Below are 16555 nucleotides of genomic sequence, written 5' to 3' on the forward strand. Positions count from 1 at the left end.
GTGCAAAGGGGGTGCCGCGCCCCCGGATGGGGACGCGGCAAGGGTGTCAGTGAGAGATCGCGCCGCCCGCACCGCGCGGGACGCGGATCGATTCGACCAGCTCCTGCACATGGGCCGGGGGCCGCTTGCTGATCGCCGAGACGCCGAAGGCGACGGCAAAGTTGATCAGCGCGCCGATGGTCCCGAACGAGGCCGGCGAGATGCCGAACAGCCAGGCATCGGGCGTGTCGGGCAGGAAGTTGGTGCCCGCCACGAAGAAGATCCCCTTGTAGGCGAAGATGTAGAGGATCGTGGACAGCATGCCCGCGATCATGCCCGCAATGGCGCCTTCCTTGCCGACGCGGCTGGAGAAGATCCCCATCATCAGCACCGGGAAGATCGAGCTGGCCGCCAGGCCAAAGGCCAGCGCCACGGTCTGCGCCGCAAAGCCCGGCGGGTTCAGGCCCAGGATCGTGGCCACCAGGATCGACGCCGCCATCGAGATGCGCGCCGCCATCAGTTCACCCTTTTCGCTGATGTTGGGCATCAAGGTGCCCTTGATCAGGTCGTGGGACACGGCGCCCGAGATCGCCAGCAACAGACCCGCCGCGGTGGACAGTGCCGCCGCCAGGCCGCCTGCGGCGACGATGGCGATGACCCAACCCGGCAGATTGGCGATTTCGGGGTTGGCCAGCACCATGATGTCGTTGTTCACGGTGGTCAGCTCGTTGCCCACCAGGCCCTGCTCCTCGATCACGGCGGCGACGGGTGCGTTGGCCGCGCCCGCCTCGCTGTAATACTGGATCAGGCCGTCGCCGTTCTTGTCTTCCCAGTTCAGCAGGCCGGTGACCTGCCAGTTGCGCATCCACGCCAGATCCGGCGAGGTCTCGATATCGGCCAGCGAGACGGCAGGCATGCTGAACGTGTCGCCCTGCTCGGCTCCCGGCCACATGGTCGCGGTCAGGTTGAAGCGCGCCATCGAACCGACCGCCGGGGCGACCGTGTACAGCAGCGCGATGAAGACCAGCGCCCAGCCCGCCGATTTGCGGGCATCCGACACCTTGGGCACGGTGAAGAAGCGGATGATGACATGCGGCAGACCCGCGGTGCCGATCATCAGCGCCATGGTGAACAGGACCATGTCCAAAGTGCTGTTGTGGTGTTCGGTATACTGGCGGAAGCCCAGGTCGGTCACCAGACCGTCCAGCTGCGCCAGGAAGGCCACGCCCGACGCGTCATGCGTGCCGAACAGACCCAGCTGCGGCAGGAAGTTGCCGGTCAGCTGCAGCGAGATGAAGATCGCCGGGATCGTATAGGCGATGATCAGGACGACATACTGGGCGACCTGCGTGTAGGTGATGCCCTTCATGCCGCCAAGAACGGCATAGCAGAACACCAGGCCCGCGCCGATCCACAGACCGGTCGAGTTCGACACCTCCAGATAGCGCGAGAAGGTGACGCCCACGCCGGTCATCTGGCCGATCACATAGGTGATCGAGACGATCAGCAGGCAGATCACGCCGATGATGCGCGCGGTCGGCGAATAGAAGCGGTCGCCGATGAATTCCGGCACGGTGAACTTGCCGAATTTGCGCAGATAGGGCGCCAGCAGCAGCGCCAGCAGCACATAGCCGCCAGTCCAGCCCATCAGGTAGGTCGAGTTGTCATAGCCCGTGAAGGCGATCAGACCCGCCATCGAGATGAAGGACGCCGCCGACATCCAGTCGGCCGCGGTCGCCATGCCGTTCATGACGGGACCCACGCCGCGGTTGGCGGCGTAGAATTCTGCGGTGGATTTCGCCCGGCAATAGATGGCGATGCCGATATACAGCGCGAAGGACGCCGTGATAAACAGAAGGTTCAGGGTAAACTGGCTCATGGCTGTTTCCTCACTCGTCCACGCCGTGTTCGGCGTCCAGGCGGTTCATGCGCCAGGTGTAGAAGAAGATCAGCGCGATAAAGCACAGGATCGACCCCTGCTGCGCGAACCAGAAGCCCAGATCGGTACCACCGACCGAGATGCCCGACAGCAGCGGCCTCAGAATGATGCCGAAGCCGTAAGACACCAGCGCCCAAATCGCGAGGCAGATGTAGATGATGCGTAGATTGGCCTGCCAATAGGCATTCGAGGATTGTCTGTCACTCATGTCCCTAGGTCCCTCCCTGTTCAGACATGTCTGTCACTCCGCCCTTGTCTTGTTCCTGCCCGACCCCGGCGGCGGGTCCGGGCGGGCTTGCGGGGGACGCGGACGCCCCCCGGCCCGTCGTCAGCCGCGATTCATGCGGTTGGCAATCAGATCGTCCACGACCTCCGGCTCGGCCAGGGTCGAGGTGTCGCCCAAGGTGCCGTGGTCGTTCTCGGCGATCTTGCGCAGGATGCGGCGCATGATCTTGCCCGAGCGTGTCTTGGGAAGGCCCGGCGCCCACTGGATCAGGTCCGGCTTGGCGATGGGGCCGATCTCGGTGCGGACCCATTTCTCCAGGTCGGCGCGCAGCTCGTCCGTGGGGTCGACGCCGTTCATCAGGGTGACATAGGCATAGATGCCCTGCCCCTTCATCGGGTGCGGATAGCCCACGACCGCGGCCTCGGCGACCTTTTCATGGGCGACCAGCGCCGATTCGACCTCGGCGGTGCCCATGCGGTGGCCGCTGACGTTGATGACGTCATCGACGCGGCCGGTGATCCAGTAATACCCGTCCTCGTCGCGACGGCAGCCGTCGCCGGTGAAGTAGTATCCCGGATACTGCTGGAAATACGCCTCCTCAAAGCGGGCGTGATCGCCCCACAGGGTGCGCATCTGGCCGGGCCAGCTGTCCGCGATGCACAGCACGCCCTCGGCCGGGTCACCCTGCTGGATCTCGGCGGTGGCCGCGTCCAGGATCACCGGCTTGACCCCGAAGAAGGGGACTGTCGCCGATCCGGGCTTGGTCTCGGTCGCGCCGGGCAGCGGCGTGATCAGGTGGCCGCCGGTCTCGGTCTGCCACCAGGTGTCGACGATGGGGCAGCGGCCTTGGCCGACATGCTCGTTATACCAGTTCCACGCCTCGGGGTTGATCGGCTCTCCGACGGTGCCCAGAATGCGCAGGGACGACAGGTCGTGTTTCTCGACCCATTCCGGACCCTTGGCCATGAGGCTGCGGATCGCGGTCGGCGCGGTATAGAACTGGCTGACCTTGTGCTTGGCGCAGACCTCCCAGAAGCGGCCGGCATCGGGAAAGGTCGGCACGCCCTCGAACATGATCGTGGTGGCGCCATTCGCCAGCGGGCCATAGATGATATAGCTGTGGCCCGTGACCCAGCCCACATCCGCCGTGCACCAGAAGACGTCGCCCTCCTGATAGTCGAAGGTGTATTGATGCGTCATCGCGGCATAGACCAGATAGCCGCCGGTCGTGTGGACCACGCCCTTGGGCTTGCCGGTGGACCCCGAGGTGTACAGGATGAACAGCGGGTCCTCGGCCCCCATGGGGCGCGGCGGGCAATCGGGCGCGACCTCGGCCATCATCGCCTTGACGTCGACGTCGCGGCCCTCGACCCAGGTGGTCTGGTCGCCGGTATGCTTGACCACCAGGCAGCGCACCTTGTCCGAACAATGCAGCAGGGCCGCGTCGGCGTTCGATTTCAGCGCCGTCCGGCGACCGCCGCGGGGGGCGCTGTCGGCGGTGATGACCACCTTGGCGCCGCAATCGTTGATGCGGTTGGCCAGCGCATCGGGCGAAAAGCCTGCGAAGACGATCGAGTGGATCGCCCCGATCCGCGCGCAGGCCAGCATGGCATAGGCCGCCTCGGGGATCATCGGCAGATAGATAACCACCCGGTCGCCGCGCATCACGCCCTGCGCCAGCAGGACGTTGGCCATGCGGTTCACGCGCTCGGACAGCTGGGCATAGGTGATGTGCTCGGCCGGGGTCGCGGGGTCGTCGGGCTCGAAGATGATCGCGGTCTGGTCGGCGCGGGTCGCCAGATGGCGGTCGATGCAGTTGACGCTGGCGTTCAGGACGCCATCCTCGAACCACTTGATGCTGACCTGGCCAAGGGTGAAGTCGGTGTTCTTCACCTTGGTGAAGGGCGTCTGCCAGTCCAGGCGCATGCCCTCGCGGGCCCAGAAGCCCTCGGGGTCGCGCATCGATTCGTCATACAGCCGCACATAGTCCGCAGGCCCCGCATGCGCCTGTTCCAGACCTGCCGGAATGGGATGTTTGCGAATGTTTTCAGCGGTCATGAGATCCCCCCTCGTCGTCGCAGTGATGCGGCCAGATGCGCATCCATGGGATGCAGGCCGCCCTTGGGGGTATGTTAATCACATTTCCTTAATTCTGTTAAGTCATTTTTTATAAACGGAAATTTTGTAAATACGTTGACCGATGATTAGTCGGTTTTGTAAATTCTTTCACAAGGCTCGGCCAGGGCCACGCTGTCGGCCAGGGCGGCCCGCACTGCGGGCGACGCACCCATCGCCAGAACCCGCGTGCCGCGCGGCCCCATCCGGTCGGACAGATCGCGGATCATCTGCGCGCCGCTGCGGTCGATCAGGGTCACCTGCGCCATGTCCAGCACCAGCAGCCGGGGCTGCGCGTTGATGCGCGCCAGAACCCCCTCGATCCGCGCGACCGAGCCGAAGAAGACCGGCCCCGACAGATGGATCACCATGCGGTCGGGGTCCTCCGCGGGCAGCGTGGCGGGCGGATGGGCCATGCCCTGATGCGCCATCCGCGCGATGAACAGCAGCCCCGTCAGCGCCATGCCGATCAGGATGCCCATGATCAGGTCGTGCAGGATCACCCCCAGAAAGGTCGCGGCCATGATCCCGGCCTCGGCCCGGTCGATGCGGATCAGGCTGGCGATGGCGTGCCATTCGATCATCTTCCAGCTGACCAGCATCAGCAGGCCCGCCAGCCCGGCGAGGGGAATAGCGCCCACCAGCGGCGCGGCCAGCATCAGGAACCCCAGCAGCAGGCCCGCATGGATCATGCCCGATGCGGGGCCGCGGCTGCCGGCCTTCACGTTGGTGGCGGTGCGCGCGATGGTGCCGGTGGTGCAGAAGCCGCCGAACAGACCCGCGCCGATATTGGCCAAGCCCTGGCCGATCAGCTCGTCATCGGGGCGCATGCGGCTGCCCGACATCTGGTCGGCGACCATCGCCGACAGCAGCGATTCGATGGCCCCCAGCAGCGTGAAGGCCAGCGCAAAGGGCAGCGCGGCCTGAACCGCCGCCCAGTCCGGCATCGGCAGGATCGGCATGGGCAGGCCTGAGGGCAGCGCCCCGAACCGGTCAAAGACCGAGGGCGCGGGCAGGATCTGCGCCATCAGCGTCGCGGCCACGATGCCGACCAGCATCGCGGGCACGCGCGGTGCGAACCGCTGGCAGGCCAGGATGACGGCGATGGTCAGGGCCGCAATGGCCGCCGCGGCGGGGGTCAGCGTGTCGCGGACCTGCCACAGCGCGGCCAGCTTGGGGATCAGCAGGCCCGGCTCGGGCGCGGCGGGGGTCAGGCCCAGCAGGTCGCGCAGCTGGCTGGCCGCGATGATCACCGCGATGCCCGCCGTAAAGCCCACGATCACCGGATAGGGCACCAGCCGGATGACGCCCCCAAGGCGCAGCACGCCGAGGGCGGCCAGCATCAATCCCGACAGCATCGTGGCCAGGATCAGCCCGTCCACGCCGATGGCCGCCACGCAGCCCGCGACCAGCACGATGAAGGCGCCTGCAGGCCCGCCGATCTGGTGGCGGGTGCCGCCCATGGCGCTGACCAGAAAACCGCCGACGATGGCCGTGACCAACCCCCGGTCGGGGCCGACCCCGCTGGCGATGGCGATGGCCAGGGACAGCGGCAGGGCCACGATGGCGACGGTCAGGCCCGCCTGCAGATCCCTGAGATCGATGGAAACATCCAGAAAAGCAGGACGATAGCCCATGGGACATCCTTGCATGGCCGGGGCCGAGGTTGCCCCCGGCCCCGGCCCCTTGTCAATGACCGCCGCCTATTGCGGGCGGTCCATCCGGGCATAGACGCAGACCCGTCCGCGCACGCCCTGAGACCAGTTCAGGCGGATCTGGCGCTTTGTGTTGCCCTGCTCGACCTGCACCACGGGGCTGGCATCCAGCCGCGTGCCATTGGAGGTCAGCAGGTTGGTCTCGGTCACCACCGACTGCACCGAACGCGCCCATCCCTGGAACGGCAGACCGGTCAGATCGGGTGACGACCAGGTTGCCGCCGCGGTGTTCTGGGTCATCTGGATCATCAGCGGGTTCGCGACATAGGTGTTGACCCCGTTGAAGGTGTTGGCCTCGAACTGCAGGTTGCGCATGCCGTTATAGTTCAGATCCGCAATCGAGGTGTCGACCCGGTCGATCCGCTCGATATTGCCGAACAGCGCCTTGAAGACGTTGCCAACGACGTTCAGACCCTGGATGAAATGCCCGGTGCCATAGGGCTTGACCGTGATCCAGGTGAACCAGGGCACGGTGTTCGAACACAGGAACGTGTTGCCCGTCAGGGTCAGGCCGCCAAAGCTGAACTCTGACCCGGTGAAGTTCGGAAAGGCGCTGTGCTCGTTCGTCCATTCGATCGACGCGTTGTCGACGTAATTGCCCGTGACGGTGGTCTGGACGTTGGGCTGCGTCAGCACCAGCCCCGCATAGCGCAGCCCCTCGCCCGAGCCGTCGCCCTGGAACCAGTGGTTGCCGGTAATGATGTGCCCGCCGCCATTGGCCACCAGGAAATGCGCGAACCGGACAAAGCGGTTGTTGCGGATCTTGATGTCGTTGGCGTTCACGTTGATCGCGACGGTGGTGCGCTGCTGGGCGGGCAGGTCCATGTCGTTGGACAGGAACTGGCAGTTGTCGACCAGCAGATCCTGGCAGCCGCGCCCGATCGAGGTGATGCCGCGATCCTTGGGCCGGGTGAAGTAGCAGTCCGAGAACTGGAACATCTCGCCCTGCGGGGGCAGCAGGACGGCGCTGGAGATGCGGTCGCAGCCAAAATCGATCTTGGAGAAGTTCAGGCGGCTAAGCTCTCGCACCCCGGAAAAGTCGAACAGATAGCGGAAGCGTTCGAAATTATAGGTCCGCGTGCCCGCCCCGCCGAACAGGGGCTGTGACAGGGTCAGGGTGCCCTGGGTCACGTTCTTGCTGTTGACATAGACCTCGCGGCCGACGCCGTTGCCGTTCACGCGGCTGCCGACCTCGATCGCGGCGACATTGGCCACGTTGCTCAGCAGGAAGGGTTGGTTCGGGGTATAGGTCGCGACGCTGGTGGTGCGGCCGGTTTCCCAGGCAGGCCCCGGCTTGGCCTGGATCGAGCCGTTCTGGATCACCCGACGGTTCGAGAACCCCTCCAGCGTGGGGGCAAGGTCGGCGAGGATCAGCGGCTCGTCCAGGTCGACACGGCGACCGCACAGGTCCAGCGAGATGTGGTCGGTAAAGCCCATCAGCGCCTGCAGCGCCTTCTTCATGCCCAGGGTCTCGTCCCCGAAGGCATCGGCATAGGTCGGGAAATCAAAGCTGCGCAGAAAGACCACGCGGGTCGCGGCGGGGGTGCTGATGCGGCCCTTGAACCGGATGCGGCTGTTGATCGAGATATCGCCCGAGATGAAGAAATTGCCCGACGGCACGACGATCTGCCCGCCGCCCGCCGCGGAATCCGCCGCCAGAAAGGCCGCACGGTCATTCGTGACACCGTTGCCCACCGCCCCGAAATCGCGCACATCGACCCAGTCCAGCAGCGAGGGCACGAAGGCCGCGGTGATATCCTCGATGCGGATCGATTCGATGCGGAAGGCACCGCCATTCGCGCCCACCAGATCCAGCCCGAAATGGCCATAGACGGGACGCGTGCCCCAGGGCATGTCCACGCCCGCGCGGTTGCCGACCCCCACAATGGCGCTGACCTCGACCACCTCGCCATAGTTGCGCAGGGACACGGTGCGGCCCACGGTGATCAGCCCCGTCACCGCGTTGCGCGACCCGTCGCCCGCCCAGCCCGCGATCTGCACCCCCGCCAGCGCGCCCGCCACCGCCTTGACCCGCGCCGACACGCGCAGATAGACGCCCGGGATCATCGGCGTCTCGCCCATGAAGCGGACGCTGGTGGTGGTCTGCTGCTTGACGATCTCCAGGCAGGCGCCGAAATCCTGGTCGGCGGGCACCAGGGCGGCATTGGCGGCCTGGTCCCAGGTCGGGCTGCCCGACACGCCGGTGCTGCGCGACCAGGCGCCCAGGCCCGCCCGGAACGCGGGTGGCATCAGCAGCAGCCCGTTGGTGATGGCAATGTTCATCGGCTATCCCTCCGTAACGGCATGGCGGGCGGGCCTGCGATGACCCGCCGTGATGTCCGAAGGAATAGTTGATGAAAGGTTAACGGGGCCTGAAGACAGCGCGCGCTGCAACGGCGCGATCCGCAACATCGCGGGTCGCACCGGTGCACCTTAGCCCTGGTTGAACACCAGCTTGCCGTCCAGCGCATCCAGGATCAGGCCGCGCGTCTCATCGACCCCGTAAAGCGCGATGAAGCCGCCAAAGCGCGGACCCTGATCGGCGCCCAGCAGCACCTGATACAGCGCCGCGAACCAGTCGCGCAGCGGCTCGAACCCGTGCTCCTTGCCGACGGCAAAGACCATCGACTGCAGCGTCTCGGGGTCGGCGGGCTGGTCCCATGCGGCGAGGCGGTCGGCCAGGTCCTGCATCGCCGCGCGTTCGACATCCGTGGGGGCGCGGAACTGGCGCGAGGGCGCCACGAAGTCGGTGAAATAGCGCAGCGCAAAGCCCGCCGCCTGATCCAGACCCGGATGCGTCTCGGGGCTGGCATCGGGCGCATAGCGCCGGATGAAGCCCCACAGCCCCTCCTTGTCCGCGGCCCCCGCGACGGACGCCAGGTTCAGCAGCATCTGGAACGGGATCGCCATGTCGGATGCGGGCACGTCGCCGCCATGGATGTGCCAGACCGGGTTCGCCAGCTTCTGCTCAGGCGTCTGGTCGGGATAGGCGCGCAGCTGCTGGTGGTATTCGTCCACCGCCTTGGGGATCACGTCCAGATGCATCCGCTTGGCCGTCTTGGGCTTGAGATACATGAAATAGGACAGGCTCTCGGTCGAGGCGTATTTCAGCCAGTCGTCGATCGACAGGCCGTTGCCCTTGGACTTGCTGATCTTCTGGCCGTCCTGATCCAGGAACAACTCATAGGTGAAATGCTCGGGCTGGCGCCCGCCCAGGATCTCACAGATGCCGTCATAGATGGGGGTGTTGGTGCTGTGATCCTTGCCATACATCTCGAAATCCACGTCCAGCGCGGCCCAACGGGCGCCGAAATCGGGCTTCCACTGCAGCTTCACGTTGCCGCCGGTGACCGGCAGGGTGATCTCCTCGCCGTCCTCGTCAAAGGTGATGGTCCCGGCCTTGGCGTCGACATGCTTGATCGGCACGTACAGCACGCGCCCGGTCTTGGGGCTGATCGGCAGGAAGCAGGAATAGGTCTGCTGACGCTCCTCGCGCAGGCTGGCCAGCATCACGGCCATGATGTCGTCATAGCGCTCGGCGGCGCGCAGCAGCACGGCATCGAACTGGCCCGACTTGTAGAACTCCGTCGCGCTGACGAATTCGTAGTCAAACCCGAACGTGTCCAGAAAGCGGCGCAGCATGGCGTTGTTGTGATCGCCAAAGCTGTCATATTCGCCGAACGGGTCGGGCACCGCAGTCAGCGGCAGCTGCAGATGCTGCTTGAGCATCTCCTGATCCGGGACGTTCTCGGGGACCTTGCGCATGCCGTCCAGATCATCGCTGAAACAGATCAGACGGGTCGGAATGTCGCTGATCTCCTGAAAGGCGCGGCGGATCATCGTGGTGCGCGCGACCTCTCCGAAGGTGCCGATATGGGGCAGCCCCGAGGGGCCATAGCCCGTCTCGAACAGGACATAGCCCTTTTCAGGGGGCTGTTTCTCGTACCGCTTGAGCACCCGGCGCGCCTCTTCGAACGGCCAGGCCTTCGAGGTCATCGCGGCTTCGCGCAGGGTGGTCATGGGCGGATCTCCTGTCATGGGTCCGGAACGCTTATTGAAAGCGCCACCGATCGTCAATAATTTGCACCCGAACGAAGCGGAGACCCCCATGACCATCGACCTGCCTTCCCTGTCCCCCTGCGACGCGCTGGTCGCGGTGATGGTGGCCGTGTCCGCGTCGGACAGCACGATCCGCACCTCCGAGCTGGTCGCGATCCAGCGCATGGTCGATCATGCGCCGGTCTTTGCGGCCTATGACGACGACCGCATCCGCGCGATCAGCCAGACCGTGATGACGTTGTTCGATGAGGAGGACGGCATCGACGCGCTGTTCGGCCTGATCCGCGACGCTTTGCCCGAAAAGCTGTACGAGACCGCCTATGCGCTGGCCTGCGACGTGGGCGCCGCCGATGGCCGCCTCTACGAGGGCGAGGTCGTGATGCTGGCCGAGATCCGCGACCAGCTGAACATCAGCCGCCTGCATGCCGCCGCGATCGAGCTGTCGGCCCGCGTGCGACACATGACCGTCTGATCAGGCCAGCCGGGCGGCAAAGCTGCCCAGCAGGTCGGCCTGCACCGCCTTGGCCCGCGCGGTCCAGGTGCTGACGCCTGCGGGCAGCTCTTGCCCGATGGCGGCCTGGCGGCGGGCGGGATCGGTGCAGAAGATCGCAAAGACCCCCTGCGCCCCCGACGGCGCGGTGACATAGCCCGCCAGGTTCGACACGAAGTTCAGCGTCCCCGTCTTGGCCGCGATGCGCGGCGCGTCCGGGGCATCGGACAGCGGCTGGTCGCGCATCAGGCCCGCCAGGTCCAGGTCGCGCCCCGGCCCGGACAGGATGCGCGTCATCGCCCAGGGGCTGATGCGGCTGTCACCCGACAGGCCCGAATGATCGGCCAGCCGCACCCCCTGCCCCGCATCGCCCAGCCAGACCCGCATCGCCTCGCCCGATCCGACCAGATCGGCCGCACCGCTGGCATACAGGCCGATCGCCTCGGCCGTCAGGTTGGTGGAATAGCGCAGCATGTCGCGCAGCAGCATCTGCAGCGGCGGGCTGTCGTGATGGGCCAGCACCGGCCCCTCGGGCAGGCGGTCCAGCACCTCGGGCGACGGCAGGACCAGCCCGCGCGCCCGGCACAGGGTCTGGAACACGTCGGCGGCATACAGCTCCGGCAGGCGCACGGGCAACCAGCGGCTGCCGGTCCGGCCCATCGCGGCGCGCGACACGGTCCAGTATTCCCGCTCCAGATCCTGGCGATAGCGGAACAGGTCGGGGTGATCGCCGGGCATGGCCGTCACCGTATAGGCGCGCGGCGACAGGGAGGTGCCGCGGGCCTCGACGCTCATCTGATGCTCGACCCCGACGCGTGTCCAGCCCAGATGGACCCGGTTGAAGTTCAGCATCATCCCCGAGACCGAGGGGTTGTAGGGCAGATGATCGGCCTGTTCGGGGGCGATTTCGGGAATGGCAGGCAGCGCGCCGCCCCAGATGCCAAAGCGCGCGGGCGCGGGCAGGCCCAGCCCGGCCAGATCATCGGCCAGCCGCGCCAGATCGTCGGTGGCCAGCACCGGATCGCCCCCGCCCGCCAGGATCAGCATGTCGCCGTCACGGATGATCCGCGTGCGGAACCGGTGCGTGGGCCCAAGCCGGTCCAGCGCATAGGCGGCGGTGATCGCCTTCATCGTGCTGGCGGGCGCCAGGGGGGCGGCGGCCTGCCCAAGGGCCAGGGCCTCGCGCCCGTCAGACAGCGCATAGGCCACGCGACCGGGCAGTGCTGCACGCGCCACGATGGACCGCGGGTCAGGCACGGGACGCGCAAGCGGGCGCAGGTCCAACCCCTGCGCGGACAGGGGCAGCGGGGCCAGCGCGGCCCCCAGCAGCGCCAGAAATCGGCGGCGGTGGAGGGTCATGGGGCGGCCCCCTCTCTCAACCGGGTGGAGGACAGGCCGGACATCGGCAGGTTCAGCAGCACCCAGGCCGGCGCGGGCATCCCGGCCAGCAGAGGGGCGCGACCCTCAGGTAGGCGTGCGTCGCGCAGCACGGTGGCCGCAACCGACTGGCGTGCCGCCAGCCGCGATCCCGGCCGCGCCATCACCGCCAGCGGCACCTGATCCGCGATCTGGCGCCAGCGGTCCCAGTGGTGGAACTGGACCATGTTGTCCGACCCCATCAGCCAGACGAACCGAACGCCGGGATACAACGGGGCCAGCGCCGCCAGCGTGTCGGCGGTCTTGCGCAGGCCAAGCCGCGCCTCGATGTCGGTGGCGATGATGCGCGGATCGTGCAGCATGGCGCGCGCCGCCGCCAACCGCCCGTCCAAGGGCGCAGGGCCGCGCGTTTTCAGCGGATTGCCCGGAGAGACCAGCCACCAGACCCGGTCCAGGTCCAGACGGCGCAACGCGACGCGGCTGATCAGCAGATGGCCGTCATGGGCCGGATCGAAGGACCCGCCCAGAATGCCGATGCGCTGCCCAGGCCGCGCGAGGGGAAAGCCCGTCCGCATCCGGTCCGATTAGCGCAACCCGGCGCGCAGGCCAAGCAAGGGAATGGGGAAAATGGGTCGGATCGCGATGCCGGGCGCGCGGCCCGGCATCGCGGCCGTGTCACCGGATGGTGATGCGGCCATCCGTATAGGGGGTATAGCCACCCTCCTGCGCCGACAGATAGTCGGCGACGACCTCGGCCAGGTCGGGGCCAAAATCATAGGCATTCTGGCCGTTTGCGGCAAAGACCTGATAGCCGTCGCCGCCTCCGCGCATGTAGTTGTTGGTGGCCACGCCATAGGTCGCGGTCTCGTCGATGGGCACCCATTCGCCGTCCTGCTGGACCATCACGTCGCTGATGCGGGCGCCGGATTCCGCCGCCGGATCGACGGTGTATTTCAGCCCGGCGACCTGGGCAAAGCGGCCCGCGACCTCCTCATACTGGCTGGCGCCATTCTCCAGCGCCGCGATCACGTCGGCCCCGGTCAGCTGGAACGTGGCCAGCACGTTCTGGAACGGCAGGACGGTATAGACCTCGCCCATGGTGACCTCGCCCGCGTCGATCGAGGCGCGCAGGCCGCCGCCGTTCTGGATGGCGATGGTCACGCCCTGATCGGCCACGCGGGCCAGCATGGCATCGGCGACCAGGTTGCCCATCTCGCATTCCTGGGCGCGGCAGACGTCGCGGTCGCCGTTGATCGGAGCGGCGGTGCTGGCCACGACCTCGTTGCGCATGTCGGCGATGGGGGCGGCCATCTCGGCCACGCGGGCGGCGATGGCCTCATCCTCGGGGACCGAGGCATCCAGCAGGATCGGCTGCCCCTCGACCGAGGTCAGCACGCCGGCATCGTCGAAGGTCAGCGTCAGATGGCCCAGATACTTGCCATAGGCATAGACCTGCGCGACCGGCACCTGCGCCCCGTCCGGCCCGTCCACCATCGTCGGATAGGCGGCCGCAGCCCCCTCCATGTCACCCAGCAGGGTGTGGGAATGACCGCCGATGACCGCGTCGATGCCCGGCACCTCGGCCGCCAGTTCCAGATCGCGCAGATAGCCGACATGGGTCAGCGCGATGACCTTGTCGACGCCCTGATCGGCCAGCTCGGCGGCGGCGGCGGCCAGGCTGTCGGCGTCGTCCTGAAAGATCACGTTCGGGCCGGGCGAGGCGGTTTCCGGCGTGTCCATCGCCAGCGCAGAGACGATGCCGATGCGCTGGTCGCCCAGCTCGATCACGGTGTGCTTGCCGATCTTGTCGGCCAGAACGTTCGACTGCGACACGTCGATATTGCTGGAGAGGACCGGGAAATCGACCCCGTCCGCCAGCACGGCCAGCCCCTCGGGTCCGTCATCGAATTCGTGATTGCCCACAGCCATGGCGTCATAGCCGATGGCATTCATGAACTCGACGACATCGGCGCCCTTGTAGGTCGTGTAGAACAGCGACCCCTGATACTGATCACCCGCATCCAGGACGATGACATTGCCGCCCTCGGCGGTGATCTGGTCGCGCAATTCGTTGATCTTGTGGGCGATCCGCGCCATTCCGCCGAAACACTCGCCCGCCGCGATCTGCTCTGCGTCGCAGGTGCTGTCGCGGTCGCTGATCGGTTCGATCCGGCTGTGGACGTCGTTGGTGTGAAGGATGTGCAGCACGGTCTCGGCCTGCGCGGTTCCAGCGAACATCGCGATGGCAGAAGCGGCGGCAAGAAGGCGTCTGGTCATGCCTGATTCCCTATGTGGCCCTGTTGGTCAACCCGACCAGCTTGGCGCAGCCATGTCACCGGGTCAAATCATCCGGGCCCGATCATGGCAGAGGAACGCTGCGGAACGATGACGCCTTGACCGGATGCACCCGAACACGGCAAATGCGCGCATGCAGATCTACAAGGTGTTCCGACAGGCCGAATGGGCCCAGATGCAGCAGGACGGCCGCACCCACGGCGCGCCCGTCGATCTGGCCGATGGCTACATCCATTTCTCGACCGCCCAGCAGTTGGCGGTCACCCTGTCGCGTCATTTCGGGGGGGAGGACGGCCTGATCCTGCTGGCCTGCGACGCCGATAGACTGGCCCCCGCCCTGCGGTGGGAGCCGTCGCGCGGTGGCGCGCTGTTCCCGCATCTCTATCGGGCGCTGACGCTGGACGACATCGCCTGGTCGCGCCCGCTGCCCTTGACCGAAACCGGCCATGACCTCGGAGTGCTGGAATGAGCGTGATCGAAAGGCTGGGATTGGCTGCGTTGCACCGCCTGGATCCGGAACGCGCGCATGATCTGTCGATCAGGGCGCTGGAACGGGGGCTGGTGTCGCTGCATGGCGGGCCGGTCACGTCCGATCGGCTGAGCGTGCGGCTGGCGGGGGTGGTGCTGCCCAACCCGATCGGCTTGGCGGCGGGCTATGACAAGAACGGGCGCGTGATCGCGCCGCTGATGCGGTCCGGTTTCGGCTTTCTGGAGATCGGTGCGGCCACGCCCCGCGCGCAGCCCGGCAACCCCAAGCCGCGCCTGTTTCGGCTGACCGAACAGCAGGCGATCATCAACCGCTTCGGCTTTAACAACGAGGGGGCAGCAGTGGTCGGCCGCAGGCTGGCGGATCGGCCCGCAGGCGTCCCCGTAGGCCTGAACCTGGGCGCGAACAAGGACAGCGAGGACCGGGCCGAGGATTTCGCCCAGGTGCTGCGCGTCGCGGGACAATCGGCCGATTTCGTGACGGTGAACGTCTCATCGCCCAATACCGAGCGGCTGCGCGACCTGCAGGGGGCGGATGCGCTGGCCGCGCTGCTGGACCGGGTGCTGCGGGCGCGCGATGCGCTGCCACGCCGCGTTCCGGTCTTCGTCAAGATCGCGCCGGACCTGACCGACGCCGAGATCGCGCAGGTCGCCGCGGTCGCCCTGAATGCGGGATTGGACGGGATCATCGCCACCAACACGACCCTGTCGCGGGACGGTATCACCGGCCCTCATGCCGCGCAGGCGGGCGGCCTGTCGGGGCGGCCGCTGTTCAACCGCTCGACCCGCGTGCTGGCCTTGCTGCATCGCCAGACAGGCGGCGCGATCCCCCTGATCGGGGTGGGGGGCATCTCGGCGCCCGAGGATGTGTGGCAGAAATTGCGGGCCGGTGCGACGGCGGTGCAGGTCTATTCCGCGATGATTTATCAGGGCCTGTCGCTGGCACCGCGCCTTGCGCGGGCCCTCGACCAACGACTGGCCGATGAGCGCATCACCCTGCCGGAATTGACCGGCAGCGGTACGGGCGACTGGCTTTAACGATAATCCTCGAACCCCAGCAGCTGGTTCATGCTGTGTGACGGCTCAGGACAACCCGCATCCCCGATCACGCGCGCCGGAACCCCCGCGACGGTCTTGCAGGACGGGACCTCGTGCAGAACCACGGAGCCGGCCGCGATGCGGGAATGGTGGCCGATGCGGATATTGCCCAGCACCTTGGCCCCGGCCCCGATCAGGACGCCGTCGCCGATCTTGGGATGGCGGTCGCCATCCTCCTTGCCCGTGCCGCCCAAGGTGACGGAGTGCAGCATGGACACGTCGTTGCCGACGGTCGCGGTCTCTCCGATGACGATGGAATGGGCGTGGTCGATCATCACCCCCGTGCCGATGCGCGCCGCCGGATGGATGTCCACGCCAAAGCATTCCGAGCACCGCATCTGCACGAAATAGGCCAGGTCCTTGCGGTTCTGCTCCCACAGCCAATGCGCCATGCGATAGGCCTGCAGCGCCTGGAACCCCTTGAAGAACAATAGCGGCTGGATCAGCCGATGCGTGGCCGGGTCGCGGTCATAGACGGCCATCAGGTCCGCCCGGGCCGCATCGCCCAGATGCGGGGCATGGGCATAGGCGTGATCCGCGATCTCTCTCAGGATCTGCTCGCTCATCTCGCCCGAGGCCAGCTTCAGCGACAGCCGATAGGCCAGCGCCGCCTCCAGGCTCTGGTGATGCAGCAGACCGGCATGGATCAGCGCGCCCAGCAGCGGCTCGGCAGCGGCGGCGGCACGGCCCTCGTCGCGAAGCTGCGCCCAGATGGCGTCGCGATCCAGCGACAACGGTATCTTGTCGGTCTGCTGCATGTTCATCAAAGGGCCCGC

At 66.8% G+C, this 16555-nt stretch carries 13 protein-coding genes; 3 read left to right on the forward strand and 10 right to left on the reverse strand.

Going from position 1 to position 16555, the window contains the following annotated elements; genetic code table 11:
- Positions 1-46: 46 nt before the first annotated feature.
- The 6 genes from FA740_RS05845 to FA740_RS05870 form a co-directional block, all read right to left on the reverse strand.
- Complete coding sequence (locus FA740_RS05845) at positions 47-1858, reverse strand: sodium:solute symporter family protein (protein ID WP_136855840.1); 1812 nt, start codon at positions 1856-1858, stop codon at positions 47-49.
- Positions 1859-1868: 10 nt separating this feature from the next.
- Positions 1869-2126 (reverse strand): DUF4212 domain-containing protein, encoded by a 258-nt coding sequence (locus tag FA740_RS05850; protein WP_042244402.1) that lies wholly within the window; start codon positions 2124-2126, stop codon positions 1869-1871.
- 120 nt (positions 2127-2246) lie between these two features.
- A complete protein-coding gene (gene acs, locus FA740_RS05855) occupies positions 2247-4202 on the reverse strand; it encodes an acetate--CoA ligase (protein WP_136855841.1) in 1956 nt (651 codons plus the stop codon).
- Positions 4203-4348: 146 nt separating this feature from the next.
- Positions 4349-5896 (reverse strand): SulP family inorganic anion transporter, encoded by a 1548-nt coding sequence (locus tag FA740_RS05860; protein ID WP_169306228.1) that lies wholly within the window; start codon positions 5894-5896, stop codon positions 4349-4351.
- Positions 5897-5962: 66 nt separating this feature from the next.
- Complete coding sequence (locus FA740_RS05865) at positions 5963-8257, reverse strand: glycosyl hydrolase family 28-related protein (protein ID WP_136855843.1); 2295 nt, start codon at positions 8255-8257, stop codon at positions 5963-5965.
- A 150-nt stretch (positions 8258-8407) separates the two neighbouring features.
- Entirely contained in the window at positions 8408-9994 is a 1587-nt protein-coding gene (locus tag FA740_RS05870; protein WP_136855844.1) for a lysine--tRNA ligase, read from the reverse strand.
- An 88-nt stretch (positions 9995-10082) separates the two neighbouring features.
- Here FA740_RS05870 and FA740_RS05875 point away from each other — a divergent pair, with 88 nt between their 5' ends.
- Complete coding sequence (locus FA740_RS05875) at positions 10083-10505, forward strand: tellurite resistance TerB family protein (protein ID WP_136855845.1); 423 nt, start codon at positions 10083-10085, stop codon at positions 10503-10505.
- Here the strand turns inward: FA740_RS05875 and FA740_RS05880 are convergent, their stop codons facing one another.
- From FA740_RS05880 to FA740_RS05890, 3 genes are all read right to left on the reverse strand, one after another.
- On the reverse strand, positions 10506-11882 hold the full coding sequence (locus tag FA740_RS05880) for a D-alanyl-D-alanine carboxypeptidase (RefSeq protein ID WP_136855846.1): 1377 nt from the start codon (positions 11880-11882) through the stop codon (positions 10506-10508). It lies immediately after the preceding gene.
- Complete coding sequence (locus FA740_RS05885; RefSeq protein ID WP_136855847.1) at positions 11879-12475, reverse strand: nicotinate-nucleotide adenylyltransferase; 597 nt, start codon at positions 12473-12475, stop codon at positions 11879-11881. Before FA740_RS05885 ends, FA740_RS05880 begins: the two co-directional genes overlap by 4 nt.
- Positions 12476-12575: 100 nt before the next feature.
- A complete protein-coding gene (locus FA740_RS05890) occupies positions 12576-14177 on the reverse strand; it encodes a bifunctional metallophosphatase/5'-nucleotidase (RefSeq protein ID WP_136855848.1) in 1602 nt (533 codons plus the stop codon).
- Between the two features lie 151 nt (positions 14178-14328).
- Between FA740_RS05890 and FA740_RS05895 the strand changes: the two genes are divergently transcribed.
- Together FA740_RS05895 and FA740_RS05900 are read left to right on the forward strand one after the other, a co-directional pair.
- Positions 14329-14664 carry a DUF952 domain-containing protein gene (locus FA740_RS05895; RefSeq protein WP_136855849.1) on the forward strand — a complete coding sequence of 112 codons (336 nt, stop codon included), beginning with the start codon at positions 14329-14331 and terminating at the stop codon, positions 14662-14664.
- The gene (locus FA740_RS05900; protein WP_136855850.1) at positions 14661-15719 is read left to right on the forward strand and encodes a quinone-dependent dihydroorotate dehydrogenase; all 1059 of its coding nucleotides are present in this window, start codon (positions 14661-14663) and stop codon (positions 15717-15719) included. Before FA740_RS05895 ends, FA740_RS05900 begins: the two co-directional genes overlap by 4 nt.
- Here FA740_RS05900 and cysE read toward each other — a convergent pair.
- Positions 15716-16543 (reverse strand): serine O-acetyltransferase, encoded by an 828-nt coding sequence (gene cysE / locus FA740_RS05905; RefSeq protein WP_136855851.1) that lies wholly within the window; start codon positions 16541-16543, stop codon positions 15716-15718. The genes FA740_RS05900 and cysE overlap by 4 nt on opposite strands.
- Positions 16544-16555: the final 12 nt, after the last annotated feature.

The organism is Paracoccus hibiscisoli, from assembly GCF_005048265.1.
GTDB lineage: Bacteria > Pseudomonadota > Alphaproteobacteria > Rhodobacterales > Rhodobacteraceae > Paracoccus > Paracoccus hibiscisoli.